Origin of the sequence: Candidatus Vesicomyosocius sp. SY067_SCS001 (assembly GCF_014706615.1) — a bacterium.
Lineage (GTDB): Bacteria > Pseudomonadota > Gammaproteobacteria > PS1 > Pseudothioglobaceae > Ruthia.
In genome coordinates, this window is record NZ_CP054877.1 from 18,948 (window position 1) to 42,496 (window position 23,549).

26 protein-coding genes are annotated in these 23,549 nt (G+C 32.6%); 13 read left to right on the forward strand and 13 right to left on the reverse strand.

Annotation, left to right across the window (positions count from 1 at the left end):
* Window positions 1-102 precede the first annotated feature (102 nt).
* The 7 genes from ribF to HUW60_RS00110 all read right to left on the reverse strand — a co-directional run bounded on the left by ribF (window position 103) and on the right by HUW60_RS00110 (window position 6,665).
* The gene (gene ribF / locus HUW60_RS00080) at window positions 103-1,005 is read right to left on the reverse strand and encodes a bifunctional riboflavin kinase/FAD synthetase (RefSeq protein WP_190600428.1); all 903 of its coding nucleotides are present in this window, start codon (window positions 1,003-1,005) and stop codon (window positions 103-105) included.
* 502 nt (window positions 1,006-1,507) lie between these two features.
* Window positions 1,508-2,563, reverse strand: a complete 1,056-nt coding sequence (gene metA / locus HUW60_RS00085; protein WP_190600429.1) for a homoserine O-succinyltransferase MetA — start codon at window positions 2,561-2,563, stop codon at window positions 1,508-1,510.
* Window positions 2,563-3,399, reverse strand: a complete 837-nt coding sequence (locus HUW60_RS00090) for an ATPase (RefSeq protein WP_190600430.1) — start codon at window positions 3,397-3,399, stop codon at window positions 2,563-2,565. Before HUW60_RS00090 ends, metA begins: the two co-directional genes overlap by 1 nt.
* A 28-nt stretch (window positions 3,400-3,427) precedes the next feature.
* Entirely contained in the window at window positions 3,428-4,615 is a 1,188-nt protein-coding gene (gene alaC / locus HUW60_RS00095; RefSeq protein ID WP_190600431.1) for an alanine transaminase, read from the reverse strand.
* A 30-nt stretch (window positions 4,616-4,645) separates the two neighbouring features.
* Entirely contained in the window at window positions 4,646-4,972 is a 327-nt protein-coding gene (locus HUW60_RS00100; RefSeq protein WP_190600432.1) for an FKBP-type peptidyl-prolyl cis-trans isomerase, read from the reverse strand.
* 11 nt (window positions 4,973-4,983) lie between these two features.
* Window positions 4,984-5,784, reverse strand: a complete 801-nt coding sequence (locus HUW60_RS00105) for a DUF2797 domain-containing protein (RefSeq protein ID WP_190600433.1) — start codon at window positions 5,782-5,784, stop codon at window positions 4,984-4,986.
* A gap of 5 nt (window positions 5,785-5,789) precedes the next feature.
* Window positions 5,790-6,665, reverse strand: a complete 876-nt coding sequence (locus HUW60_RS00110; RefSeq protein WP_190600434.1) for a phosphoribosylaminoimidazolesuccinocarboxamide synthase — start codon at window positions 6,663-6,665, stop codon at window positions 5,790-5,792.
* A 110-nt stretch (window positions 6,666-6,775) separates the two neighbouring features.
* Here HUW60_RS00110 and HUW60_RS00115 point away from each other — a divergent pair, with 110 nt between their 5' ends.
* A complete protein-coding gene (locus HUW60_RS00115; RefSeq protein WP_190600435.1) occupies window positions 6,776-7,393 on the forward strand; it encodes a hypothetical protein in 618 nt (205 codons plus the stop codon).
* Here HUW60_RS00115 and HUW60_RS00120 read toward each other — a convergent pair.
* Genes HUW60_RS00120 through uppS form a run of 4 tightly spaced genes read right to left on the reverse strand, consistent with a single transcriptional unit; the run spans window position 7,353 to window position 11,157 of the window.
* Window positions 7,353-8,525 carry a M23 family metallopeptidase gene (locus HUW60_RS00120; protein ID WP_190600436.1) on the reverse strand — a complete coding sequence of 391 codons (1,173 nt, stop codon included), beginning with the start codon at window positions 8,523-8,525 and terminating at the stop codon, window positions 7,353-7,355. The two genes, HUW60_RS00115 and HUW60_RS00120, sit on opposite strands and share 41 nt — an antisense overlap.
* Window positions 8,500-9,651: a 1-deoxy-D-xylulose-5-phosphate reductoisomerase gene (gene dxr / locus HUW60_RS00125; RefSeq protein WP_190600437.1), complete on the reverse strand. Its 1,152-nt coding sequence runs from the start codon at window positions 9,649-9,651 to the stop codon at window positions 8,500-8,502. The genes HUW60_RS00120 and dxr overlap by 26 nt, the downstream gene beginning before the upstream one ends.
* Window positions 9,648-10,448 (reverse strand): phosphatidate cytidylyltransferase, encoded by an 801-nt coding sequence (locus HUW60_RS00130; RefSeq protein ID WP_190600438.1) that lies wholly within the window; start codon window positions 10,446-10,448, stop codon window positions 9,648-9,650. The genes dxr and HUW60_RS00130 overlap by 4 nt, the downstream gene beginning before the upstream one ends.
* Window positions 10,449-10,455: 7 nt before the next feature.
* A complete protein-coding gene (uppS, locus tag HUW60_RS00135) occupies window positions 10,456-11,157 on the reverse strand; it encodes a polyprenyl diphosphate synthase (protein ID WP_190600439.1) in 702 nt (233 codons plus the stop codon).
* An 85-nt stretch (window positions 11,158-11,242) separates the two neighbouring features.
* Between uppS and hisF the strand changes: the two genes are divergently transcribed.
* From hisF to HUW60_RS00155, 4 genes are read left to right on the forward strand one after another with little or no spacing between them, the layout of a single operon-like run.
* On the forward strand, window positions 11,243-12,010 hold the full coding sequence (gene hisF / locus HUW60_RS00140) for an imidazole glycerol phosphate synthase subunit HisF (protein WP_190600440.1): 768 nt from the start codon (window positions 11,243-11,245) through the stop codon (window positions 12,008-12,010).
* A 54-nt stretch (window positions 12,011-12,064) separates the two neighbouring features.
* Window positions 12,065-12,595 carry a redox-active disulfide-containing membrane protein gene (locus HUW60_RS00145; RefSeq protein WP_190600441.1) on the forward strand — a complete coding sequence of 177 codons (531 nt, stop codon included), beginning with the start codon at window positions 12,065-12,067 and terminating at the stop codon, window positions 12,593-12,595.
* 14 nt (window positions 12,596-12,609) lie between these two features.
* A complete protein-coding gene (cyoE, locus tag HUW60_RS00150; RefSeq protein WP_190600442.1) occupies window positions 12,610-13,503 on the forward strand; it encodes a heme o synthase in 894 nt (297 codons plus the stop codon).
* On the forward strand, window positions 13,504-13,695 hold the full coding sequence (locus tag HUW60_RS00155) for a DUF2970 domain-containing protein (protein WP_190600443.1): 192 nt from the start codon (window positions 13,504-13,506) through the stop codon (window positions 13,693-13,695).
* A 117-nt stretch (window positions 13,696-13,812) separates the two neighbouring features.
* Here the strand turns inward: HUW60_RS00155 and HUW60_RS00160 are convergent, their stop codons facing one another.
* Both HUW60_RS00160 and HUW60_RS00165 read right to left on the reverse strand, forming a co-directional pair.
* Complete coding sequence (locus tag HUW60_RS00160) at window positions 13,813-14,802, reverse strand: COX15/CtaA family protein (protein WP_190600444.1); 990 nt, start codon at window positions 14,800-14,802, stop codon at window positions 13,813-13,815.
* 99 nt (window positions 14,803-14,901) lie between these two features.
* Complete coding sequence (locus HUW60_RS00165; RefSeq protein ID WP_190600445.1) at window positions 14,902-15,726, reverse strand: DUF2189 domain-containing protein; 825 nt, start codon at window positions 15,724-15,726, stop codon at window positions 14,902-14,904.
* A gap of 209 nt (window positions 15,727-15,935) precedes the next feature.
* Here HUW60_RS00165 and coxB point away from each other — a divergent pair, with 209 nt between their 5' ends.
* The 8 genes from coxB (at window position 15,936) to ccoO (ending at window position 23,471) form a co-directional block, all read left to right on the forward strand.
* Window positions 15,936-17,045: a cytochrome c oxidase subunit II gene (gene coxB, locus HUW60_RS00170; protein WP_190600446.1), complete on the forward strand. Its 1,110-nt coding sequence runs from the start codon at window positions 15,936-15,938 to the stop codon at window positions 17,043-17,045.
* Window positions 17,046-17,070: 25 nt separating this feature from the next.
* On the forward strand, window positions 17,071-18,672 hold the full coding sequence (ctaD, locus tag HUW60_RS00175; protein WP_190600447.1) for a cytochrome c oxidase subunit I: 1,602 nt from the start codon (window positions 17,071-17,073) through the stop codon (window positions 18,670-18,672).
* 90 nt (window positions 18,673-18,762) lie between these two features.
* Window positions 18,763-19,296, forward strand: a complete 534-nt coding sequence (locus HUW60_RS00180; RefSeq protein WP_190600448.1) for a cytochrome c oxidase assembly protein — start codon at window positions 18,763-18,765, stop codon at window positions 19,294-19,296.
* Between the two features lie 17 nt (window positions 19,297-19,313).
* The gene (locus tag HUW60_RS00185) at window positions 19,314-20,198 is read left to right on the forward strand and encodes a cytochrome c oxidase subunit 3 (protein WP_190600449.1); all 885 of its coding nucleotides are present in this window, start codon (window positions 19,314-19,316) and stop codon (window positions 20,196-20,198) included.
* 65 nt (window positions 20,199-20,263) lie between these two features.
* A complete protein-coding gene (locus HUW60_RS00190) occupies window positions 20,264-20,491 on the forward strand; it encodes a twin transmembrane helix small protein (protein ID WP_190600450.1) in 228 nt (75 codons plus the stop codon).
* Window positions 20,488-21,189, forward strand: a complete 702-nt coding sequence (locus HUW60_RS00195) for an SURF1 family protein (protein WP_190600451.1) — start codon at window positions 20,488-20,490, stop codon at window positions 21,187-21,189. Before HUW60_RS00190 ends, HUW60_RS00195 begins: the two co-directional genes overlap by 4 nt.
* A gap of 117 nt (window positions 21,190-21,306) precedes the next feature.
* On the forward strand, window positions 21,307-22,725 hold the full coding sequence (gene ccoN, locus HUW60_RS00200) for a cytochrome-c oxidase, cbb3-type subunit I (RefSeq protein WP_190600452.1): 1,419 nt from the start codon (window positions 21,307-21,309) through the stop codon (window positions 22,723-22,725).
* Window positions 22,726-22,739: 14 nt separating this feature from the next.
* The gene (gene ccoO, locus HUW60_RS00205; RefSeq protein ID WP_190600453.1) at window positions 22,740-23,471 is read left to right on the forward strand and encodes a cytochrome-c oxidase, cbb3-type subunit II; all 732 of its coding nucleotides are present in this window, start codon (window positions 22,740-22,742) and stop codon (window positions 23,469-23,471) included.
* Window positions 23,472-23,549 lie beyond the last annotated feature (78 nt).

The window sequence follows — 23,549 nt, forward strand, 5'->3', positions numbered from 1 at the left end:
AGATTAAAAAAGCTTTATGAATTTATATATTTTAGGAATAATTGAATATTGTAAAAGTTTAAATAAGTCATTAATTAGTAAAAAAATTTTAAAGAAAACTATTCAGATTCCAAAAAAAAATTTAGCGTTTTTAACGTCTAATTTTATTTGTTCTTTTAATGCTAAAAAAGAATCAAACTTTTGTTCATCACGAATTTTATATTTAAATATAACTTTTGTATATTCGCCATAAACTTGTTTGTTAAAGTCAAATAAAAAAACTTCCAATAAGACTGTTTCACCTCCAACTGTTGGGCGTTTTCCAAGATTACATACACCATTGTAAATTTTATTATTTAATTCTACATTAACTGCGAATATACCTAATAGTGGGCTTATTTTCCTTTTAATAGGAATATTAATTGTAGGAAATCCTATTGTTCTACCTTGTTTTTGGCAAGGAATGATTTTACCTGAAATTGAAAATTTTCGTCCTAACAACTGATTTGCCAAGTAAAAATTACCTTTTTTAAGTGATTGTCTAATTTTTGAACTACTTACTCTATTAAGGTTATAAAGTACGGTTGGTGTTTTTTCTACCTCAAAATTAAAGGTTTGTAATAAAGAAAAATCACCAGTTTGATTTGATCCAAAACGAAAATCATCCCCAACTAGGCAAAGTTTAACTTTGAGTTTGTCTAGTAATATTTTATGAATAAAAGTGTTAGCAGTGAGTTGTGAAAATGAAGTATTAAAGTTAATTAATAAGTGTTCATCTACTCCAAGGCTTGTAAGTAAGGCGTGTTTTTGTTTGAAACTACTTAGTGTGGCTTGCTCATGTCCAAAAAAGTGTTGTGGAGTTGGTGAAAATGAAACAAGTACTGATGGTAAATTCATGATTTGTGCTTTGTTAACTAATGTTTTGATAATTTTCTGATGTCCTATATGTACACCATCAAAGTTGCCAATAGTAACAACACTTCCTAAATGGGGTTTTAAATTTTTTAAACCACGAATGATTTTCATAAATGTTAATTTTAGTCTAATTAATGGATAATGTTATCGACTGGTTTTGTTCTTTTTAATTTTGAGTGTTGGTTTATTATTCTAAACAACTAGTTTAGATTTAGCAGTGTCCTATAATATGGACTTTAATTTAGTGATATCGAGATATGGAATTATTAATAACTAAAATAGTTACTACTGTAGATTTCCCTAAACCAGTTAGAGGCATTGTTTAAATTTAGTTAGAAAACTACTTTTTAGAAGTTGTTTGTAGTTACCTGTAAGTTTATTACTTTGAGAGTAATATCCTAAGCATAACCATTGATCTAAATTTTTTTTTCAGATACATTAGTTAAAAAACCTAATATGTAAAGGTAATTATTAAAATTGTTAATAACTATTGTTATTTAAATTTACACAATATGATAAGGATTATATAGATGTTATTTTACTGTTTTTCAGTATATATAATGATGATTAAATTAGTAAAACTACTTCAGTAGTAGTTCTGAGGTTTAGTGCACTATTTTAAATTAAGAGGGTCATTTGGATTAATACCGTTCATAAATGGTTTTTCAATATCTTCATGAGTTGTTTGGTAAACACAACCAATCCAGTTGTTGATAATGACATTAGTGGCGTTTCCCCAAGTGTTGTCTAAGGTTTCTTTAATGAGTTGTTCAGGAAAATCTGAAATATTAAATTCTGAGGATAAAAGTTTAGTTTTATATTCGTTGAGAATAGCTTTACTTTGCTCGGTTAAATAGTGTTTAGGAAAAGGTGGATAGTTATTCCTAGTTTTTTTTAAATAGGCAATAATATCTCGCTTGTATTCCTTTAATAAGCTGATGGTATCGTATTCTGGATGGCCTTGAAAAAATACAATTCTTAATAAATCTTCACTAACTCCTAAGTGAACACCAATTTTACTTTCAACTAAAATTTTAACACCAGCGGCACTAAATTGCTTTTTTGAAATTTCATTAAAACGAGAGTGTGGAACGTTAAAACGTGTGTTGACTCCTCTCATTAAAGGGTGTTGTCGGTCTAGTATTTGGTGTGGAAATACGCCCCAACATTTTTCACCAATGGCTTTGCGTTTTTGTCCATATCTAAATTCTAAAACGGCGTGAGTTGCTAAACATGAACATAGTGTTGAAGTAACATGGTCGTACGACCAATCAACAACTTCTTTTAATTCTTCATAGAAAGATGCTTTTTGTAAATCTTCTTGTTCAAGATGCGCACCTGTAATAATTAGTGCATCAAGTCCCTGTGCTTTAATATCTGTAAAAGTTTGATAATGTTGTTTTACATGTTTGTTTACTTTTTTACCACGTTTGATTGATGGTAGTGTGAATGGATGTAAATAAAATTGTGCAATTTGATTGGAATGTCCAATAAGACGAAAAAATTGGCGTTCAGTTGCCTCAAGTGCTGCGTCTGGCATTGTATTTAATAAGCCAATATGCAATTCACGTATGGTTTGGTTATTTGCCCTGTCTTTTGACAAAATAGTTTCACCCTCATCTTTAAGACGAGAGAAAGAAGGTAGGTTTGAATGTGCAATTAGGGGCATTAGTTCATCGTTCTATAGATAAGTTCAAATATTTCGTTGGCACTTCTGCATTGATATAAGTCTTCATTGTCAATAATGTAACCATATTTTTTTGCAATTGCTTCATATTTTGGTTTGCGGTGTTCAAGTAGACGGGGAAATACCCAACGTACAAACTTGTTTGGGTTTATTTGTGCAATATAAATTAACTGATTTTCTTGGAGGTAAATTTCTAATTCATGTTTTAAGAAATTAGCCTGATAGTATAACGGTTTTGGATGTGTTTGTGCACGCTTAATCAAAGCGATCTCGTTAGTTTTGCTAGCTCTAATATAGAGAATCACCGTGTTGTCAGATAGAGTTTGATATACTTGTTCATTATCTAATTCACACAAACTACCACCTGCATCATTAATAAAATGATTAAATCCTTGTGCTTTGGCTTTTTTTATAAATTTGGGTACGTCAAGCATGGTCTTTATTTCTGCGTTTAAGTGCATCATTTGACGAGCAATAAAAGTGTCAATGGATGTACCGCCTAGTTCAGGATTACCTGCTTTTCCCAAAAAAGCAGATACTGATGATAAATTATCAAAAGTAATGTGATTTTGGATACTAATAGACTCTTTATCTAGTAAGTCTTTAAGCCATTTATCTTGTTTAATGTGGTTTTTAATGTTTCCTAAAATTTTATCATTTAAATATTCAGCACCTATGCGATAGTCACTAGAATAATGAAAGTATTTATCCTGATGACTAAGAAGTTTTGCTAAGTGTGTTTTGCCAACTCCTGACATGCCTAATAGAGTTAGGCGTTTGTGATTAGAGTTTTTAAATTCGCTGAATGATAATTTCATGATTTTGATTTTTCATCAAATCTATTTTTTATAACAAACCATCTTTTTTAAACATCTCACGAATTCCTCTAATTGCTTGACGGGTGCGGTGTTCGTTTTCAATTAATCCAAAACGTACGTATTTATCACCATAACTACCAAAGCCAATACCTGGTGATACGCTAATTTTTGCAATTTTAAGAAGTTTTTTAGTAAATTCTAGAGATCCCATTTGTTGATAGAATTCAGGAATTTTTGCCCAAACAAACATTGTAGCCTTAGGTGGTGTAACTATCCATCCAATCGAATCTAAACCGTTACATAGCACATCACGCCTATCTTGGTACATGTTAGATATTTCTTTTACACAACTTTGGTCGCCTTCTAGTGCTTCAATAGCGGCAATTTGAATAGGAGTAAACATTCCATAATCTAGGTAAGATTTAATTTTAGCAAGTGCACTGACTAAGGTTGGGTTACCTACCATAAAACCTACACGCCAACCTGGCATGTTGTAGCTTTTTGAAAGCGAAAAGAACTCAACAGAAATCTTTTTAGCCCCCTCTACCTGTAAAATACTTGGTGCTACGTAGCCATCAAATACAATATCTGCGTAAGCTAAATCTTGTACTACCCAAATTTCATGTTTTTTGGCTATTTTGATAACTTTTTCAAAAAAATACAATTCAGCACATTGTGTTGTTGGATTAGATGGATAATTTAAAACTAGCATTTTTGGTTTGGATAAAGTATTCTTAATAGAGAGCTCTAATTCTGCTAAGAAATCATCATCTGGACCACAAGGTACATACTTAATCTTTGCACCTGCAAGCACAAAACCATATGGATGAATAGGATAAGCAGGGTTAGGTACTAATACTGTATCGCCACTGTCTACAATTGCTTGTGCTAAATTATATAGTCCTTCTTTAGAGCCAATAGTTACAATGGCTTCAGTTTCTGGGTTAATATCAACATTAAAGCGATTTTTATACCAATTACTAATCGCCTTCCGTAACCGTGGAATTCCGCGGAAAGTAGCATATCGATGTGTATCTTTACGTCGAGTTGCCTCTACTAGTTTTTCAACAATATGATTAGGCGTTGGTTGGTCAGGATTACCCATACCAAAGTCAATAATATCTTCACCACGGGCACGTGCCTTGGCTTTTAGTTTGTTAGTAACTGCAAAAACATAGTCAGGTAGTTTTTTTATTCGTGGGAAATCATTATTCATTGTTGTTTAGTTTGTGTTAGTTATAATAGATTATTGAATTGTTAATAATTCAACCTCAAAAATTAGTGTGGTATTGGACGGGATTAGATTACCTGAACCCATTTCACCATAAGCTAGTCTTGAGGGTATGGTGAGTTTTCGTTTGCCCCCAATACACATACCATTAATACCTTGGTCCCAGCCGAGGATTACTTGTCCAACCCCAAGTTTAAAGTTAAAAGTTTCATTTCTATCAACACTTGAGTCAAATTTCTTACCATTAGTAAACCAGCCAGTATAGTGCATTGAAATAAAATCCCCCGTTTTACAAGTAGCCCCCGTACCTATTTCTAAATTTTGTATTTCTAAATCTTCCATGTTTACTTTTCCTAATATATTATTGTAATATGATGCGAACTAAATTTTCTAATATTTAACACCCCTGTGTTAAGTAATAAATATTGCCCTTTAATACCTTGTAAAATACCTTTAATTTTAGGGGTTTTTTCGAAATTTAATGAGCTAATTTTGCTAGGGTATTTTACCACAGGGTAGTTAATTGTTAAAACTTCATTATCCAGTATGATTGCTCTAAAATCACTAATTAAGTGGGGTATTTTTTTAAGCAAATTATTGTTGGTTTTTTTTAGATTAGTTTGCTCTATCTCGTTTTTAAGCATTTTTCGCCAGTTAGTTTTATCATTGACATAATTTTTAAGTGCTACCTCAATTTTTCCTGATTTAAGTCGATTATCAATCTCAAGTATGGGTAATGCAGTAATTGCACCTTGGTCAATCCAACGACTAGGAATATTGCTTTTACGAGTGATTCCAACTTTTATTCCAGATGAATTAGATAAATAAACAATATGTGGATTGAAGCAATTATCTAGCCCCCACTCTGGTTCACGACAAGTTCCAAGGTGGTGATGACAGGTTTCTGGTTTTATAATGCACAAATCACATCTTGCTAAACTTTGACAACAAGAATAGCAGAATCCTTGAGAGTAAATTTTATTGGTATATTTTTTACAATTTGAGCAAACAATTTCTCCATTAAACTGAAGACTGATTTGTTCACCTACTAAGTCGTTCATATTTAGTAATTTACTACCAATTGGTAGTTGATACTGTACCATGTTACTGATTAAATAGGTATGCATTTTTTTAATAATTCCATTAATTTGCATGGTTTTTAATATTGCATTAATCGTTGCTGAACTTCTTTGTATTTGTCAGCAGTTTGTTGAATGATAGATTTTGGTAGTGTTGGTGCAGATATACTCTTATCCCAGTTTATTGTTTCTAAATAATCACGTATAATTTGTTTGTCAAAACTTTTTGGGCTATTCCCTATTTGATAATCAATCTTTGACCAAAAACGTGATGAGTCAGGTGTTAGTACTTCGTCCATTAAAATTAGTTGGTTGTTTTCATCCAACCCAAATTCAAATTTAGTATCGGCAATGATAATGCCTCTTTCTAAGGCGTAATTACCAGCGAAGTTATAGATTTCTAGACTAACTTGTTTGATTTGTTGTGCTAATCTTTTACCTACAATTTCAACTGTTTGAGTAAAATCAATATTTTTGTCATGCTGGCTTATAGTAGCTTTGTTTGATGGGGTGTAGAGTGCATATGATAATTTTTCTGCTAAGCGTAAGCCTTTGGGTAATTTAATACCACATATTTTTCCTAAGGTTTGATAATCCTTCCAACTAGAGCCTGTAATGTATCCACGAACAATAGCTTCAATAGCAATAGGTTTGAGTTTTTTGACAATAATACCCCGATCTTTTATTAAGTCTGCTTCTTCGTCACTTAAAATACTATTAAGTGATTCAAGTGTTAGATGATTTTTAATAATATGTCTGGTTTTTTCAAACCAGAAATTTGCCATTTTGGTTAGGATTAAACCTTTATTGTTAATGGGCTCATCAAAGATTACATCAAAAGCACTAAGTCGATCTGTAGTCACGATCAGTATACGCTTATCATCAATATCGTAAATATCTCTAACTTTACCTTTTCGAATCAGTGGTAGACTTAAGTTTGTACTAAATAATGTCATTAGCTTACGTGTATATAATTTGTTTAATTTAAATGTTATTTTAATCAATTGTACAGCCCGGCTGTAAATTATGATAACTTAAGCCATGGTAAAATAATAATTAAGTTGTTATGTTAATAAAAATTCTAATTATTTGCGTGTTTGTTCATAATTTGGCAATTGCTTCAACGTTGTCAAAAAACGCATTACAGCTTATCAAAATTGGTCATGAAATTAGCTCACGTGATGTTACGTTAAGAGGACAATATTTTTTACTAAAAAGTGCTTTTGATTTAGGTGATTTTGATGCTATGTATGAAGTTTCAAAACAAGTTAGATACGGAAGTAAGCTAATGGGATATGTTCCTTTAGAACGTGTAGCCAATGAGATTCTTATTAATTTAGTTCGTAAAAGTTATGATCCAGCCTTATATGAATATGCATTAAATTTACTTGATGGTAGTGATGGTTTTATTAAGAATGAGTTTTTGGCTTTACATTTATTTGAGGAGTCTTTTAAAGTTCATGGTAATGCTAAATCTGCATTAATGGCTGCTATTATCTGCAATGAATCTCTAGTACCAGGTGCTAAGAGATTGAATTATATTAATGAGTTAATTACATTTGCGATATTAAATAATGTTGCAGGCGCACAAGCGTATCAGAATCAATACATAAGATTGGACTATTTATCTGATTTAAATCCACCTAATTGGCGTATTTGGGTTGATACTCAAGTTTTAAACTAGATAAAATTTTATTAATTTTGGTTTTAAATTTTTTTATATTGATATGATCTATGCCTTTTTGCGCAGGTACTTTGTAAGTGATAGGGTTTCTTCTTTTACCTTTGTGATGTAGCTCGTAATGTAAGTGTGGACCTGTTGAGTGACCTGTTGAACCGACATAACCAATTATTTGACCTTTTTTAATCTTTTTATCTTTGTACAGGTTATTAGCATATTCTGATAAGTGTGCATAAACAGTAGTGTAATCAAAATCGTGTTGAATGATGATGACTTTGCCAAGTGAACCTTGTCTACCTTTGGTAGTAATTATGCCATTGGCAGTAGAATAAATAGGCGTGCCATGTTTAGCTGCATAGTCAATTGCTCGGTGTGGACGCCAAGTTTTTAATATTGGGTGATAACGCTTGAGTTGAAATTTGGAACTAATACGCTTGTATTTTAGGGGAGCTCTTAAAAAAGAAGAGTTTAGAGAATGGCCAAAGCGATCAAAGTAACTAGTATGTCCATGTTTATTTTTGTATGCAAAGGCCTCAATAGATTTATTATTTATAATGCTTTGATAAATAATGGCTGCTGGTTTTATACCTCCATCATTAACAATGATAAATCGGTCGCCTTTTTTAAGATCAGTATGAAGATTTAATTGCCATGAAAGTGCTTTAATAACATAGTTAATAGTACTAAAACTAATTCCTGCTTTTTGTGCATCAATACCAAAGGAATTACTTATATTAACCACAGTTGTGGATGAATTGCTAAGTATTTTTTTGGGTTGTTTATTGAGAACGGTGGAAAAGTAATTACCATTAAGCACAATATCTAGATTAATCATGTTGTTCAGTTGGTAAGTTAAAGATTTAAAATGTTGATTTTTGTGTAATCTAATAATTAATTTGTGACCAATGTTTAAATGGTTAAGTTTTTTATTATTTTTATTAGCAATAAGTAGATTGATAAGTAATCGATTAGAAAGCCCAAGTTCGGAAAAATACTGACTTAGTGAATCACCATGTTTAATAGTGAAGTGATATGTATTGTTGTCAGTATAAGCAGGAGTGAATATCATGCTAAAAAACATAAGTATTAGTATGGTAATTTTGTAAAATTTATCCATACTGTTTGATAATTTCATGAGCTATTTCACGAGCAATAAGATCATTGTTAATTACCTCTTCTAAAGAGTTTAGTGTTGCGTGTTTCATAGTGCTTAGTGTTTGGTCGATGATTTTTGGTATATCTAAAAAACTAATTTTATGGTTAAGAAAATGCTTAACTGCAATTTCATTAGCTGCATTCATGGTAATCATGGCATTACCACCTTTGTTAAGTGCTTCAAATGCTAGTTTAAGGCAAGTAAATTTTTCAAAATCTGGTTGATAAAACTCTAAGGAAGCTGTGCTAGTTAAGTCAAGTTCAGAAACGCCAGAGTTCATTCGTTTTGGATAACTCATTGCATATGCAATAACTGTCCGCATATCTGGATTTCCTAGTTGAGATAGTGTTGAACCATCTTTGTAAAAGACTGATGAATGAACAATGCTTTGTGGATGTATAACCACATCAATTTGTTTTGGTGTGAGTGAAAATAAATAATGAGCTTCAATTACTTCTAATCCTTTGTTCATCATAGTAGCAGAATCAACTGAAATTTTACGTCCCATTGACCAGTTCGGGTGTGTACAGGCCTCATTCGGAGTGATATATTTAAATTGGCTAATTGGTGTGTGTAAGAATGGCCCCCCACTAGCAGTTAGTTGAATTTTATTTAATCCTGATTTGCCACTTTTTAGGCACTGAAAAATTGCACTGTGTTCTGAATCAACAGGAATTAGTTCGGCATTAAATTCTTTTACTGTTTTCATAAAAATATCACCAGCTAATACTAATGATTCTTTATTTGCAAGCATAATTCTCTTGCCAGCTTTGGCACCACAAAGTGCTGATGACATACCAATAGCGCCGACAATAGCAGCCATAACATAGTCAGTATCTTGATGGGTAACAATTTTATCCAAGGCTTGAATACTACTAAGTACTTGGGTGTCAGTAGTGATAGCATTTGATAATTTTTCAGCAGATTGTTCATCTACCATAATGGCATAACTTGGTTGATATTTGTTGCATAACTTAATCATTTGCTCCCAGTCAGTGTTAGCACTCAGAGCAAAAATATTAAATTTATCAGGATGTAGATCTACCACAGATAGCGTGGATTTTCCGATAGAACCAGTCGCTCCAAGTAAGGTTATGTTTTTCATATTAAGCCAAGTCCTAGTAAGAAGAATGGTGCTGTTGCTGTGAGAGAATCGATTCGATCTAAGATTCCTCCATGTCCAGGAAGGATTTGTCCACTATCTTTAATATTTGAGATACGTTTAAATAAGCTTTCGAATAAATCACCTAATACTGATATATTAGCAACAACAACCGTTAATAGTAAATAACTTAAATATTGATTAGTTGCTATATTTTGATTTTGTAAAAATATCATCATTATCACTAAAGCAACACTAATGCCACCTATTACGCCTTCAATTGATTTTCCTGGACTTAATTTTGGTGCTAATTTCCATTTACCAATTGCTTTACCAGTAAAATAAGCACCAGAGTCAGCGCCCCAAGTAATCAACATAAGTAGTAAAAAATATTTAGATCCATATTGTTGTTTCAAAGTGATTAGCGCAATCCACATAGGTACTAATAACAATAATCCATTTATAATACGAACAATAAGTGGGTCAAACCAAAAATTAGTTTTACTTGGATAACTTAACACCCAATATAAATTAATTGTCCACCACAAAACAGACAGGTAAAGTATAAATGGAATAACTTGTGTATTTTTTTGAATAATAAGTGCAGATACCACGATACTAAATACTAATAGTATTCTAGCGATTAAGCACTTAAATTTAATTAAACGGGAAAACTCCCATGCGCCCAATGCTGTAAAAATTAAGAGTAGTTGTGCGAAGTAATAATTAGGCATAGCGAATATAGCCCAAATTATTAGTGGTGCTAAAATGAAAGCAGTTATGATTCTTTTTGTTAGCATAATTTTTTTAAAGTCTTGTACCAAAACGTCGATTACGATTATTAAAGCTATTAATAGCTTTTTTTAATTCAGATTTGTTAAAATCTGGCCATAGTGTTTTTGTGAAATAAAATTCACTATAAGCAATATCCCACAATAAAAAATTACTAATTCTAAGCTCGCCACTGGTACGGATTAACAAATCGACATTTGGTTCATTGGCTAATGACAGGTATTGTGAAAAGTTTTTTACATTAATATCATTGGCTTTTATGTCTCCGGCAACAGCTGCTTTTGCTATTTTAACTGCTGCTTGAGTAATATCCCATTGGCCGCTATAATTGGCTGCAATTATTAGTGTTAATCCAGTATTGTTTGCAAGTAGAGCTTGTGTATCAAGAGCTACTTGTTGAATTTTGATAGGAAATAAAGACATATCACCAATTATTTTTAGTTTAATGTTGTGCTTATTAAGTTTTTTTACCTTTTGTTGAAGCATATCAAGAAATAATTTAAACAATAAAGAGACTTCTTTAGTCGAACGGTTTTTATTCTCACTACTAAAAGCAAATAGAGTAAGTGTTTTAATACTGCGTATTGAACAAGCTTTAACAACATTACGTACTGCTTGAATTCCTTGTTGATGTCCTAGAATACGGGGCAAAGAGCGTTTTGATGCCCAACGACCATTACCGTCCATTATAATTGCGATGTGTTTAAGCGTACTCATAACAAAGTTAGATTATACCTATAGCATTACAAACAGTCAGCAAACACAGTTAATATAGAACTGATATACGGTAAAATTTATAATTATGAGTCTAGCAATAAGAATTATTCCCTGTCTTGATGTATGTAATGGTCGTGTAGTTAAAGGTACTAAGTTTATTGATATTAAAGATGCAGGAGACCCGGTTGAAGTAGCTAAGCGTTATGACTTAGAGGGTGCTGATGAGATTATTTTTTTAGATATTACTGCATCAATTGATGGTAGAGATACCATGATACATACGGTTGAAGCAATTGCCGAGCAAGTATTTATTCCATTGACTGTAGGTGGTGGTATTCGTAAAGCGGCAGATGTACGTGCTATATTAAATGCAGGAGCAGATAAGATTACTATTAATTCTGCTGCTATTTTTAATCCTAATTTAATCAACCATTTAAGTGAAGAATTTGGATCACAATGTATTGTCATTGCTATTGATGCAAAGAAAATCGATAATAATAAATGGGGAATATTTACTCATGGTGGACGAAAATATACAGGGATTGATGCTATTGAGTGGGCGAAGAAAATGACTTGTGGTAATAATGGTGCTGGTGAGGTGTTGCTTACCTCAATGGATTGTGATGGTGTTAAGACAGGTTTTGATTTGTTACTTACCAGGGCGGTTTCTGATGCAGTAGATGTACCTGTTATTGCTTCTGGTGGTGTAGGAAATTTAGAACATTTATCTGAAGGTGTTCTACAAGGAGCTGCTGATGCAGTATTGGCAGCTAGTATTTTTCATTTTGGTGAATATACGATACAACAAGCTAAAAAAGCTATGAAAGAAAATGGTATAGAAGTCAGACTTTAGAACTTTGGTTTTTTTAAGTGTATTATATAGGCACTTTATAAGCATAAGATTTTTATGAATTCTAAAAAAGAATTATGGATATTATTAGCATCTTTTGTGTTGCCAATTGCTTTTGGAACGGCTTTTTTTTACCTAAGTCCTGAGTCTTTTACTCGTCATACGATTAATTTTGGTGAGTTTGTTAATCCTATTATTGTTACTGAAAAAGAAGATATAGTATTTACAGATGTTAATAACAACCTACAAGGTTTATGGACATTGGCTTATGTAACCAAGCAATGCGATAGTATTTGTATAAAAGCATTGCATGATATAAGAACTGTTAGAATTTTGATGAATGAAGACATGCTTCGTATTCAATGTTTATTGTTAATTACAAGTAAAGCTAAAGCACAACAAACAGATGTATTAGTTGGATATTCTAGTGAGTCACTTAGTCGACAATTTAACCAGTTTTCAAAAAATAGTTTATTTTTAATTGATCCATTTGGTAATGTGATGTTACGTTACGATTCAAAACAATTAGAAGTTAAACGTGTGATTAAAGATTTAAAACGCCTGTTGAAGTATTCACGTATTGGCTAATATAGGAGATTATAATGCCTTTAATTAGTGACTTATTAGCTTTGTGTAAACTTAAAGTGGTGGCATTGATTTTGCTTACGGCAGTGGTAGGCATGTTTTTAGCCGTACCTGCACCGTATCTACCTAACGGATTATTAGTATTAAGTGCATCAATTGGTATTAGTATGGTAGCTGCTTCAGCGGCAGTGTTTAATCATGTGGTTGATGAACAGATTGACGCCCAAATGTCTCGTACTAATCAACGCCCTTTGCCACAAGGAAGGGTGAGTAAAAATCAAGCATTAGTGTGGGGGGTATTTTTGGGATTTATTGGTCTTGGTATTTTGCAATTATTTGTTAATATTATTACTGTGGTGCTTACGTTTATTTCATTAATTGGTTACACTATCATTTATACTTTGTATCTTAAACGTGCAACCCCGCAAAATATTGTTATCGGGGGTGCGGCGGGTGCAACCCCACCTGTACTAGGATGGACAGCGGTATCTGGTACTCAGGGTATTGAATATGCTTGTTTGTTATTTTTAATTGTTTTTATCTGGACACCTCCCCACTTTTGGGCATTAGCTATTTATAGGGTTGAAGAATACAAAAAAATCGATATGCCTATGTTACCAGTAACACATGGATTAGCCTATACTAGAACGCAAATTTTATTATATACGGTATTATTATTATTAGTTAGTTTATTGCCTTATTTATCAGGCATGTCTGGGCTTATTTATTTAGTAATAACAATTGCATTGGGAGTTAGGTTTCTAGTGTATGCGATTAAGATTTATAATAATCCAGATGATAAAATAATTGCTTGGAGTACTTTTATGTATTCAATTAATTATTTAATGTTGTTATTTATTGCACTATTATTTGACCATTACTGGCTAATATTTCTTTGGGAAATTTTTTAAATGAAAAGATTAGGACAAGTATTTAAAGCAGTTGTATCTGCTATGATCGGTGTTGGTAAAAAAGAAGATTTAGTAAAAGATTTTGCACGTACTGAAAAACAAGGGCCATGGCCCTATATTATTATTGGTTTAATTATGACATTTGTTTTTATTGTTTTAATAATAGCGATTGTTAAGTTAGTATTACCATAGTTAAGTGTTTTAATGATTACATTAAATGTTTGTTATTTTTTCTGTAGGCTAGAGGATGGTTAATATTTTGATTTATTTAATAATGGAGTATGGTAATAAATAGTTAGTTGTTATGTTTTATAAAAGTTCTTTATGATGATCTTTTTTGAAAATTTTGTGTACAATAGTAACAATACTAAGCAATAATAATAATGCTATTGTATTATGTAATATTGCTATTATTATTGGCAATGAAAGAACAACATTAAGAACACCAAGTGTGATTTGTATTGTTAATAGAATAACACTTAATATTAAATTAAACCTTAAGTGGTTGTAATTTTTAAATAAATAAATAAGTAATAGCATGAATATAGTTGTTATTAAGGCACCAATACGATGAAGCATTTGAATGGCAGAACGTGCTGTATTTTCTAATATACCATACTCATAATTAGTTCCTAATGATCCCCAATATAATGCATTAGTAAAATCTAGATCAGGCGGCCACCATTTGTTTAAACAAGTTGGAAAGTATTCACCACAAGATAGCGCTGCATAGTTAGCACTTGTCCAGCCGCCTAGAATGATTTGTAAACTTAGCATGGTTAGTGTTATTAATAATACAAATTTATGTTTTTTTAAAACGTATTGGTAAGTAGTTGGTGTTTTTTTTTGATTTAAGAACATCCAAACAAGTAATACAGTAGTTAAAAACCCCCCTATTAAATGTAAAGTAACAATACCAGGATGTACTAAAAATGTAACTGTCCACATACCAAACGCGCCTTGTAACATAACAAAAAAAGCGCTAAATCCAGGTAGTTTTAATGATTGTTGGTGTTGTAGTTTTCCTTTTAGTGCTAAGAAAAATAGAATAAGTATTGTCAATCCAAGTGTTGAGGCAGCATAGCGATGTAACATTTCTTTCCATCCTTTTACAATATTTATTGGACGAGAAAAACCTTGAATGGTAGTACCATCTTTGGCGTCAGGTACACTTAATTGACCATAACATCCTGGCCAGTCTGGACAGCCTAACCCAGCATCACTTAGGCGTGTGTAAGCACCTAGAATAACAACAATGAGTGCTAAAATAATTGAAATTTGTAGTGTTTTTCTAAACATTTGTTTGTTAAAAACAACCTCTTTTCTATTTTGTACAAGTAATTTTTTTAGAATAAAGAACTTCTAAATAAGAAATTAGAGTATTTCTTATTTGAATTGTTATTTTAATTTGTTAATCAAAGATTTATATGCATGCCAAGTGGCATGTGCTAATATTGGAACAGTAACCACCATACCTAAAAAATATGGTGTTAATAAACTAGCTAAAACAATAATACCAACAATTGGCACCCATATCAACATTACAATTTTATTTGCTAATGCAGTTCTAATGCTGGCATTAGCAGCTGTAAATGGATCAATATTTTGGTCTAATACCATAGGGAAAGAGAACCAACTAATCATAAAAGATATCCAAGCAGTAACGGTAGTAAAAATACCATAAATGACTAAAAATAACGGGTTATTTAAATTGATAATATCATCTAAGATAGCTTCTATAATTGTTTGATTTTGATTGACAAAAGTATCGGTATTTAGTATTGCATAAATAAGTGGTGTAAATACCATCCACATAATTGCTATAACAATTAAAATAATAGATAAAAACAATGAAGGGTAAGAGCCATTGGCTTTGAAGGCAGATTTAATAACAGTTAATATAGATCTAAAAGAAAGCTCTTCTCCAGCAGATAAGCGTTTTGATGCATCATACATAGCCATAGCGGAAATAGGACCAAATATAATTACCACCATAGCTAATAAAGGTGCTGCAATATCGCTAAGCGTGGGTGAATGTGATAAAAAATCCCAATAAAAATAAGTAAATGAAGTAAATAATGTGCCATAAAATAATGCCAATGCTGGGCATTTTGTAAAATCTTCCACACCTTGTTTTAACCATGTGAAGGGAGCGCTATAACTAATTTTCTTAGTATAAACTTTTTTGTTTATATTCTTAGTCAATCTGGGTGTTTGTAGCATTTTTAACCTCCTGAAATTAATGTGTAATATCACCCATATTAAAACAGACCTTTTTATACCTGTCAAGAAGATAAGTTAAATATTTTGACTTAGAATTAAGGAAATTTATTATTATTTGTGAATGAGAAAAATAATTGTGTATCATGGTATAAATTTTCAATACACTAGTGTATTGAAAATTATAATATTTTTATATAGGGGAGAAATTTATGAGTAAATTGACATCTTATTTAGGTGGTTTGATTGCAATAGTATCAGTAAATGTATTTTCTGAATATGATTTGAATATGACACGTGGAGTTACCTCGGTTAGTCGAGATATTTATGGATTACACATGATGGTTTTTTGGGTTTGTGTTGCTATTGCTATTATTGTATTTAGTGTTATGATTTACTCATTGATTGTACACCGTAAGTCTCAAGGTTCAGTAGCTGCAAATTTTCATGAAAGTACAAAAGCTGAATTGCTTTGGACAGGCATTCCTATTATCATCTTAGTATTAATGGCAATTCCTGCTTCAAGCACATTGATTGATTTAGAAGACACTTCTAAAGCGCAAATGACCATTAAGATTACAGGCCATCAGTGGAAATGGCAATACGATTACCCTAAGGAAGGTATTAGTTTTATTTCTAATCTTAAACAAAATTCTAAAGATGCTATTTACTCTAAAAATAAACATAAGAATTATTTGTTAGAAGTGGATAATAATTTAGTGTTACCGGTAGATACTTCTATTCGTTTCTTAATCACCTCAAATGATGTTATTCATAACTGGTGGGTACCTGATTTTGGTGTGAAGCAGGATGCTAATCCAGGTTTTATTAATGATGCTTGGGCAAAGATTGATGAAATAGGTACCTATCGTGGTCAGTGTGCTGAACTTTGTGGTAAAGATCATGGTTTTATGCCTATTGTGGTTGATGTAGTCTCCAAAGCAGATTATGCTCAATGGGTATTAAAGCAACAGATAGCTAAAGCAGCAACACTTACTCAATCAAGAAAAACTTGGAGTGAGAAGGATTTAACAAGCTTGGGTAAAAAAGTTTATAACACAAATTGTTCTAGCTGTCATGGTATTGCCGGAGAAGGCATTCCTGGTGTTTTTCCAGCACTTAGAGGTAGTTCTGTTGCAACTGGTGATATCAAAAAACATATAGGAATTGTTTTGCATGGAAAGGCTGGGACTGCTATGGCTAGTTATAAAAATATACTGGGAGATGCTGATATTGCAGCAGTAATAACCTTTGAAAGAAGTTCTTTTGGTAATCAAATGGGTGATTTGGTTCAGCCATCAGATATTAAATCTGCACGTTAATTTAGAGTAATTAAGGAGAAACAATATGACAACAATAACTGCTTACACTAACCATCACAGTCCTGAAAAAGGTTTGATGAGATGGATTAAGACAACTAACCATAAAGATATTGGATCGTTATATTTATGGTTTGCATTTATCATGCTGTTAGTTGGTGGTGCAATGGCAATGGTTATTCGTATGGAATTATTTCAACCAGGTATGCAATTAATTAATCCACAATTTTTTAATCAAATGACAACCATGCACGGTTTGATTATGGTTTTTGGTGCGATTATGCCAGCATTTGTTGGGTTGGGTAACTGGCTTATTCCAATGATGATAGGAGCGCCTGATATGGCATTACCAAGAATGAATAATTGGTCTTTCTGGATTCTACCATTTGCTGGTGGTATTTTACTAAGCACATTTTTTATGGAAGGTGGTGCACCTGCGTTTGGTTGGACATTTTATGCACCACTGTCAACAACATTTGCACCAGATAGTACCGATTTCTTTATTTTTGCAGTACACTTGTTAGGCTTTTCTTCCATTATGGGTGCGATTAATATTATTGCAACAGTCGTCAATATGCGCGCACTAGAAATGAAGCTTATGGATATGCCATTATTTGTATGGACATGGCTAATTACCTCATTTTTACTTATTGGTGCGATGCCAGTACTTGCGGGTGCGGTAACTATGATGTTGACAGATCGTAATTTTGGCACAGCATTTTTTGATGCAGCAGGTGGTGGTGACCCTGTTATGTTTCAGCATATCTTTTGGTTTTTTGGTCATCCTGAGGTTTATATTATGATTTTGCCAGCATTTGGCGTAATTTCACATGTTATTCCAACCTTTGCTCGTAAACCTTTGTTTGGTTATTCATCAATGGTTTATGCTACTGCATCGATTGCATTTTTATCCTATATTGTTTGGGCGCACCATATGTTTTTAACTGGCATGCCAGTTGCTGGAGAGTTATATTTCATGTACGCAACCATGTTAATTGCAGTACCAACTGGTGTTAAAGTATTTAACTGGATCTCAACTATGTGGAGAGGTTCTATGACTTTTGAGACGCCAATGTTATGGGCTGTTTCATTTGTATTTTTATTTACGATTGGCGGTTTTTCTGGCGTAATGGTAGGAATTGCACCAGCAGATATTCAGTATCATGATACTTATTTTGTAGTTGCACATTTCCATTATGTTTTAGTGACTGGTGCATTATGGTCTATTATTGCAGCAACATTTTATTGGTTGCCTAAATGGACAGGTAAAATGTACAATGAAACTTTGGCACAGGTGCACTTTTGGTGGGCAGTTATTTCAGTAAATGTTTTGTTCTTTCCTCAACACTTTTTAGGGCTTGCTGGTATGCCTAGGCGTATTCCTGATTATTCGTTACAGTTTGCTGATTTTAATATGATCTCTTCTATTGGTGGCTTTGCATTTGGTACATCATTTATTTTATTCACCTATATTATTATTGATTGTATTCGTAATGGTAAGCCAGCAGATGCTCGTCCTTGGGAAGGTGCTAAAGGTTTGGAATGGACCTTAGGTCCAAAGGCACAGTATCATAGCTTTAATAAACCACCAACAAGAGAATTAATTAAGCAAGAATCTCAGAACTCTTAATGAAAAATAAAAATCAACAAGGTGTGGTAATTACTGTAGTAATTACTAGCGCTATTGCAGTAGGTGTGTTTATAGCAACCATTGTATTGTATGGTTGATATAAGTGTTCGGAAAAAAATAACAAAAATATTTTGGATAAAATTAATTTTATCACCAATATTAATGTTTGCTTTTGCTTATGCAATGGTACCTATTTACGATGTATTTTGTGAAATTACTGGATTTAATGGTACAACAGGTAGAATTAATAGTGAACAAACATATGCTATAGATGAATCGCGTAGGATTGAGGTAAGTTTTTTTGCTATGACAATGGGAGGTTTTCCAGTGCAGTTCAGACCTAAGATAAATTCAATGGAAGTAATACCTGGTAAGTTTTATACTACTAGTTATATTGCTAAGAACAATACTGATAAAGTTGTTATTGGTCAAGCAGTTCCTAGTGTTGCTCCTACAGAAGCGGCATTGTATTTTAAAAAGTTAGAGTGTTTTTGTTTTAATAAACAAGTGTTTGAACCACATCAGAAGATAGAAATGACCTTAAGATTTGTTATTGAGCCAGAATTAGACGAGCGTATTAAAGACGTGAGTTTATCTTATAATTTTTTTAAGATTAAAAATTAAAAAAGGGGAGAATAAATATGAATGAACAAGAATATTATGTACCAAGTGGTACTTATTGGCCTATTATTGGTTCAATTGGTGTTGCTACTTTATTTGTAGGTTTTGCTAATCAAATGCATGGTGCTAGTTGGGGTGCTTCAATTATGGCCTTAGGCTTTAGTATTTTGGTGTTTATGATGTTTGGTTGGTTTGGTCAAGTTGTTAATGAAAGCACTAGTGGCATGTATAACAGTCAAGTTGATCGCTCATTTCGCTGGGGTATGAGTTGGTTTATTTTTTCCGAAGTTATGTTTTTTGCCGCCTTTTTTGGTGTGTTATTTTATGCAAGGCAATTATCAGTTCCGTGGTTGGGTGGTTCAGGTAATAACCTTTTCACTCCTGATTTATGGAATGGTTTTAGTTCAACATGGAAACAAATTGCTTTTAGCACTCCTGGTTTAATATTACAATCAGGTACATCAATTTCTGTGCCAAGACAACTAGTTGATGCTTGGGGACTTCCAGCTTTAAATACAGCATTACTGCTTTTATCAGGCGTTACTTTGACTTTTGCACATCATACGTTGCGTAATGGAGATCGTAATAAAGTTATTGGATGGTTGGTTGCTACTATTGTTCTTGGCGTATTGTTTCTAGGATTTCAAATTACTGAATATGGCCATGCATATCATGATGGCTTGAAGCTAACTTCTGGCATTTACGGCTCAACATTTTATATGTTAACTGGTTTTCATGGTTTCCATGTAACAGTTGGTGTAATTATGTTAACTGTTATTCTTTATCGTGTACAAAAAGGACATTTTAGTGCAGATAGCCACTTTGGCTTTGAAGGTGTTGCTTGGTATTGGCATTTTGTAGATGTAGTGTGGTTGGGTTTATTTATCTTTGTGTATTGGTTGTAGTTAGTTATAAAGTTGATAAAAATATTTTATATTTGGTTTTTTAGTTTATTTCATCGGAAAAACTAATGACACAAATTATCATAATCATCATTATTATCGCTATCTTAATAGCACTAAGTATAGGTTTATTTGGTATGCTTAGAGGTGGGAAAACTGGTTCTAATAAAATGTTTAAATCATTAGTAATACGTGTAGTATTGTCTTTATCTTTGTTTATTATCGTTATGTTTTCTGCTTATATGGATTGGATAGAACCCAATATAATTATTATGGATGCATTTTCTTTTCAGTGATTAAGCATACTATTTTTATTCCTACGATTTTAATATCCTTAATTATTTATGGATTAGTATCGTTAGGATTTTGGCAGATTGACCGTGCTGATGAGAAGCATATTATTGAGAATAAGATTATACTAGCACAACAAAAACCTGTTCAGTTGATAACAAATGTAAAAGAGGTGTTGAGTAAAGAGCATCATCAGGTGTTATTAAAAGGTCATTATGACACTGATAAACAATTTATTTATGACAATCAAATTGTTAATGGTAATGCTGGTTATTATGTGCTTACACCTTTTGTATTAAGTAATAAAACTACTATCTTGGTTAACCGTGGTTTTGTACCCTGGCATGGAAGTCGCGGTCATCTGATTAATATTAAAGTAGATAATCTAACAAGAGTTATTAAAGTTAGACTGATTAAGCCTATTGAGCGTATTAAACTTAAGCAAGAATTAATCACATCAAATTTTCCTGTATTAATACAGTCTTTAAATTTAGATGAGTTATCCTTGTTATCTGATTATCCAATTATTGCTATGTTAGCGCGTCTTGATATTGAAGATAGTGATGGATTTTTTAGGCAATGGGAACCTTTTTATGGTAGTGTGGATAAGCACTTAAGTTATGCATTGCAATGGTTTTTAATGGCTTTAGTGTTAGGTATTATTTCTTTAAGATTATGGATAAATAAAAATAAAAAAAATTGATCTATATCAAAAGAGCATGATGTTGTTGACTGCATCATAGATGCTAGTGTAGAATTTGAGCCTATTTTTTTAATATAAAGAAATAGGTTATTAATCTAAAAACATAGAGGACTATTAATGAATTTAACAGAAAAGTATGATTTAGGTGTTGTTAAATGGTTTGCTATTATGGCAACTGTTTACCTAGTAATAGGAACACTACTTGGTGTATACATTGCTTCTGAATTAGCTTTCCCATTTCTTAATGATTTAGGTACAGATTTACCTTATTTTCAATTTGGTCGATTAAGACCTTTGCATACTAATTCTGTGATTTTTGCTTTTGCTGGATCATCATTAATGGCGTCAGCTTTTTATATTGTACAACGTACTAATCAGACCCGTCTTTGGTCTAATAAAATGGCTTGGTTTACATTTTGGTCATGGAATACTGTGATTGTTTTAGCGGTCATTACTTTGCCTTTAGGTTTGACACAATCTAGGGAATATGCAGAGTTAGAATGGCCAATTGATATTTTGATTACTTTAGCATGGGTTTCGTATCTATATAATTTTATTATGACCATTCACATTCGTAATCGTAATAAAGTACCACATGTTTATGTGGCTAATTGGTTCTTTATGGGTATGATGGTTATGGTTACTTATCTTCATGTGATTAACAATTTATCCATTCCAGTGAGTGCGTTTAAATCTTATTCAATTTTTTCTGGTGTACAGGACGCTATGATTCAGTGGTGGTGGGGTCATAATGCTGTTGGGTTTTTTCTAACAGCAGGCTTTTTAGGTATTATGTATTATTTTGTTCCAAAACAAGCACAGCGTCCAATATATTCTTACCGTTTATCGGTGATTCACTTTTGGGCATTGATGTTTGGTTATGTTTGGTTAGGTGCTCATCATCTACAATATACAGCATTACCTGATTGGGCAGGTTCATTGGGTGCAACAATTTCATTAGCTATGATTATTCCATCATGGGGTGGTGCGCTTAATGGTATTTTAACGTTATCAGGCGCTTGGGATCGTTTACGTGAAGACTATATTTTACGTTTTTTGATTATGTCTTTAGCTTTCTACGCTATGAGTACATTTGAAGGACCGGTTATGGCGGCGAAGACAGTTAATGCCTTGTCGCATTATACAGATTGGACGATTGGTCATGTACATTCTGGTGCATTAGGCTGGAATATTATGGTGGCAGCAGGTGCTATATACCACATGATTGAGAAAATTTATAACGTGAAAATGTCACAAAAACTCTTAGGTATTCATTTTTGGATACATACGATTGGAACAGTAGTTTATATTGTAGCTATGTGGGTATCAGGCATTATGCAAGGTCTTATGTGGAGAGCGTATGATGAATATGGAACTTTGGCTTATACGTTTGCTGAATCAGTATCAGCAATGCATCCTTATTATGTTATGAGAGCTACAGGCGGTACATTGGTATTATTAGGCGCAATTATAATGTTAATTAATATTGTGATAACTATTCGTAGATCAGGTTCTGGTCAAATAGCTAATGTATAAAAAGGAAACAAACCATGGTAAATAGAAACGTAAAAGAGAGTTTACAGGTTAAACTGGAGAAGAATATTTTTGGTATGTATTTGTTTATGGCGCTATCAGTGTCATTGGCTGGTATTGTAGAAATTGTTCCTTTATTTACGAATCCTGAAACAGTTAAGGACGAAGTGATTGCAGCTGATGGTAGTATAAAAAGTTTATTATGGCTTCGTTCTAAAGGTCAAAGTTTGTCTGACTGGAAGCCTGGTGATGGTGTAAGGCCTTTGACTGCTTTAGAATTGGCTGGTCGTGATATTTATCAGCGTGAAGGTTGTTATTTATGCCACTCACAAATGATACGTCCGTTTAGGGATGAGAAAGAACGTTATGGCCATTTTTCTTTAGCGGTGGAGTCAATATATGATCATCCGTTTCAGTGGGGATCTAAAAGAACAGGACCTGATTTAGCACGACTTGGTGGTAAATATTCTGATGAATGGCATATTTTGCATTTACGTCATCCACAAGCAGTTGTACCAGAATCAGTCATGCCAAAATATCGTTTTTTAGAAAATTCTTTGGTTGATGGTGATGTAATCGCTACACACATGAGCGGTTTATCTAAAGTTGGTGTGCCTTATATAAAGGAAGATATTGTACAAGCGTCAGCCTCCGTTAAAGGAAAGAATGAAATGGATGCAATGGTAGCTTATTTGCAATCGTTAGGTAATATGATAAAATTTGAAGATGGCGTGATTTACAGAGAATAATGACTTTGGTTGATAAAATTGGTGCTGTGATAACAGTTGTTATATTTTTATTATTAGCGATTTCTTATTTTTACGCTT

What these genes read in the sequence shown, in the direction of transcription:
- coxB (WP_190600446.1), top strand. Translation starts at nt 15,936, where the DNA reads ATGAGTAAATTGACATCTTATTTAGGTGGTTTGATTGCAATAGTATCA.
- HUW60_RS00190 (WP_190600450.1), top strand. Translation starts at nt 20,264, where the DNA reads ATGACACAAATTATCATAATCATCATTATTATCGCTATCTTAATAGCA.
- ccoO (WP_190600453.1), top strand. Translation starts at nt 22,740, where the DNA reads ATGGTAAATAGAAACGTAAAAGAGAGTTTACAGGTTAAACTGGAGAAG.
- HUW60_RS00180 (WP_190600448.1), top strand. Translation starts at nt 18,763, where the DNA reads ATGGTTGATATAAGTGTTCGGAAAAAAATAACAAAAATATTTTGGATA.
- uppS (WP_190600439.1), bottom strand. Translation starts at nt 11,157, where the DNA reads ATGAGTACGCTTAAACACATCGCAATTATAATGGACGGTAATGGTCGT.
- hisF (WP_190600440.1), top strand. Translation starts at nt 11,243, where the DNA reads ATGAGTCTAGCAATAAGAATTATTCCCTGTCTTGATGTATGTAATGGT.
- alaC (WP_190600431.1), bottom strand. Translation starts at nt 4,615, where the DNA reads ATGAATAATGATTTCCCACGAATAAAAAAACTACCTGACTATGTTTTT.
- cyoE (WP_190600442.1), top strand. Translation starts at nt 12,610, where the DNA reads ATGCCTTTAATTAGTGACTTATTAGCTTTGTGTAAACTTAAAGTGGTG.
- HUW60_RS00090 (WP_190600430.1), bottom strand. Translation starts at nt 3,399, where the DNA reads ATGAAATTATCATTCAGCGAATTTAAAAACTCTAATCACAAACGCCTA.
- ctaD (WP_190600447.1), top strand. Translation starts at nt 17,071, where the DNA reads ATGACAACAATAACTGCTTACACTAACCATCACAGTCCTGAAAAAGGT.
- HUW60_RS00100 (WP_190600432.1), bottom strand. Translation starts at nt 4,972, where the DNA reads ATGGAAGATTTAGAAATACAAAATTTAGAAATAGGTACGGGGGCTACT.
- dxr (WP_190600437.1), bottom strand. Translation starts at nt 9,651, where the DNA reads ATGAAAAACATAACCTTACTTGGAGCGACTGGTTCTATCGGAAAATCC.
- HUW60_RS00115 (WP_190600435.1), top strand. Translation starts at nt 6,776, where the DNA reads ATGTTAATAAAAATTCTAATTATTTGCGTGTTTGTTCATAATTTGGCA.
- HUW60_RS00110 (WP_190600434.1), bottom strand. Translation starts at nt 6,665, where the DNA reads ATGACATTATTTAGTACAAACTTAAGTCTACCACTGATTCGAAAAGGT.
- ccoN (WP_190600452.1), top strand. Translation starts at nt 21,307, where the DNA reads ATGAATTTAACAGAAAAGTATGATTTAGGTGTTGTTAAATGGTTTGCT.
- HUW60_RS00145 (WP_190600441.1), top strand. Translation starts at nt 12,065, where the DNA reads ATGAATTCTAAAAAAGAATTATGGATATTATTAGCATCTTTTGTGTTG.
- metA (WP_190600429.1), bottom strand. Translation starts at nt 2,563, where the DNA reads ATGCCCCTAATTGCACATTCAAACCTACCTTCTTTCTCTCGTCTTAAA.
- HUW60_RS00120 (WP_190600436.1), bottom strand. Translation starts at nt 8,525, where the DNA reads ATGAAATTATCAAACAGTATGGATAAATTTTACAAAATTACCATACTA.
- HUW60_RS00160 (WP_190600444.1), bottom strand. Translation starts at nt 14,802, where the DNA reads ATGTTTAGAAAAACACTACAAATTTCAATTATTTTAGCACTCATTGTT.
- HUW60_RS00105 (WP_190600433.1), bottom strand. Translation starts at nt 5,784, where the DNA reads ATGCAAATTAATGGAATTATTAAAAAAATGCATACCTATTTAATCAGT.
- HUW60_RS00185 (WP_190600449.1), top strand. Translation starts at nt 19,314, where the DNA reads ATGAATGAACAAGAATATTATGTACCAAGTGGTACTTATTGGCCTATT.
- HUW60_RS00165 (WP_190600445.1), bottom strand. Translation starts at nt 15,726, where the DNA reads ATGCTACAAACACCCAGATTGACTAAGAATATAAACAAAAAAGTTTAT.
- HUW60_RS00130 (WP_190600438.1), bottom strand. Translation starts at nt 10,448, where the DNA reads ATGCTAACAAAAAGAATCATAACTGCTTTCATTTTAGCACCACTAATA.
- HUW60_RS00155 (WP_190600443.1), top strand. Translation starts at nt 13,504, where the DNA reads ATGAAAAGATTAGGACAAGTATTTAAAGCAGTTGTATCTGCTATGATC.
- ribF (WP_190600428.1), bottom strand. Translation starts at nt 1,005, where the DNA reads ATGAAAATCATTCGTGGTTTAAAAAATTTAAAACCCCATTTAGGAAGT.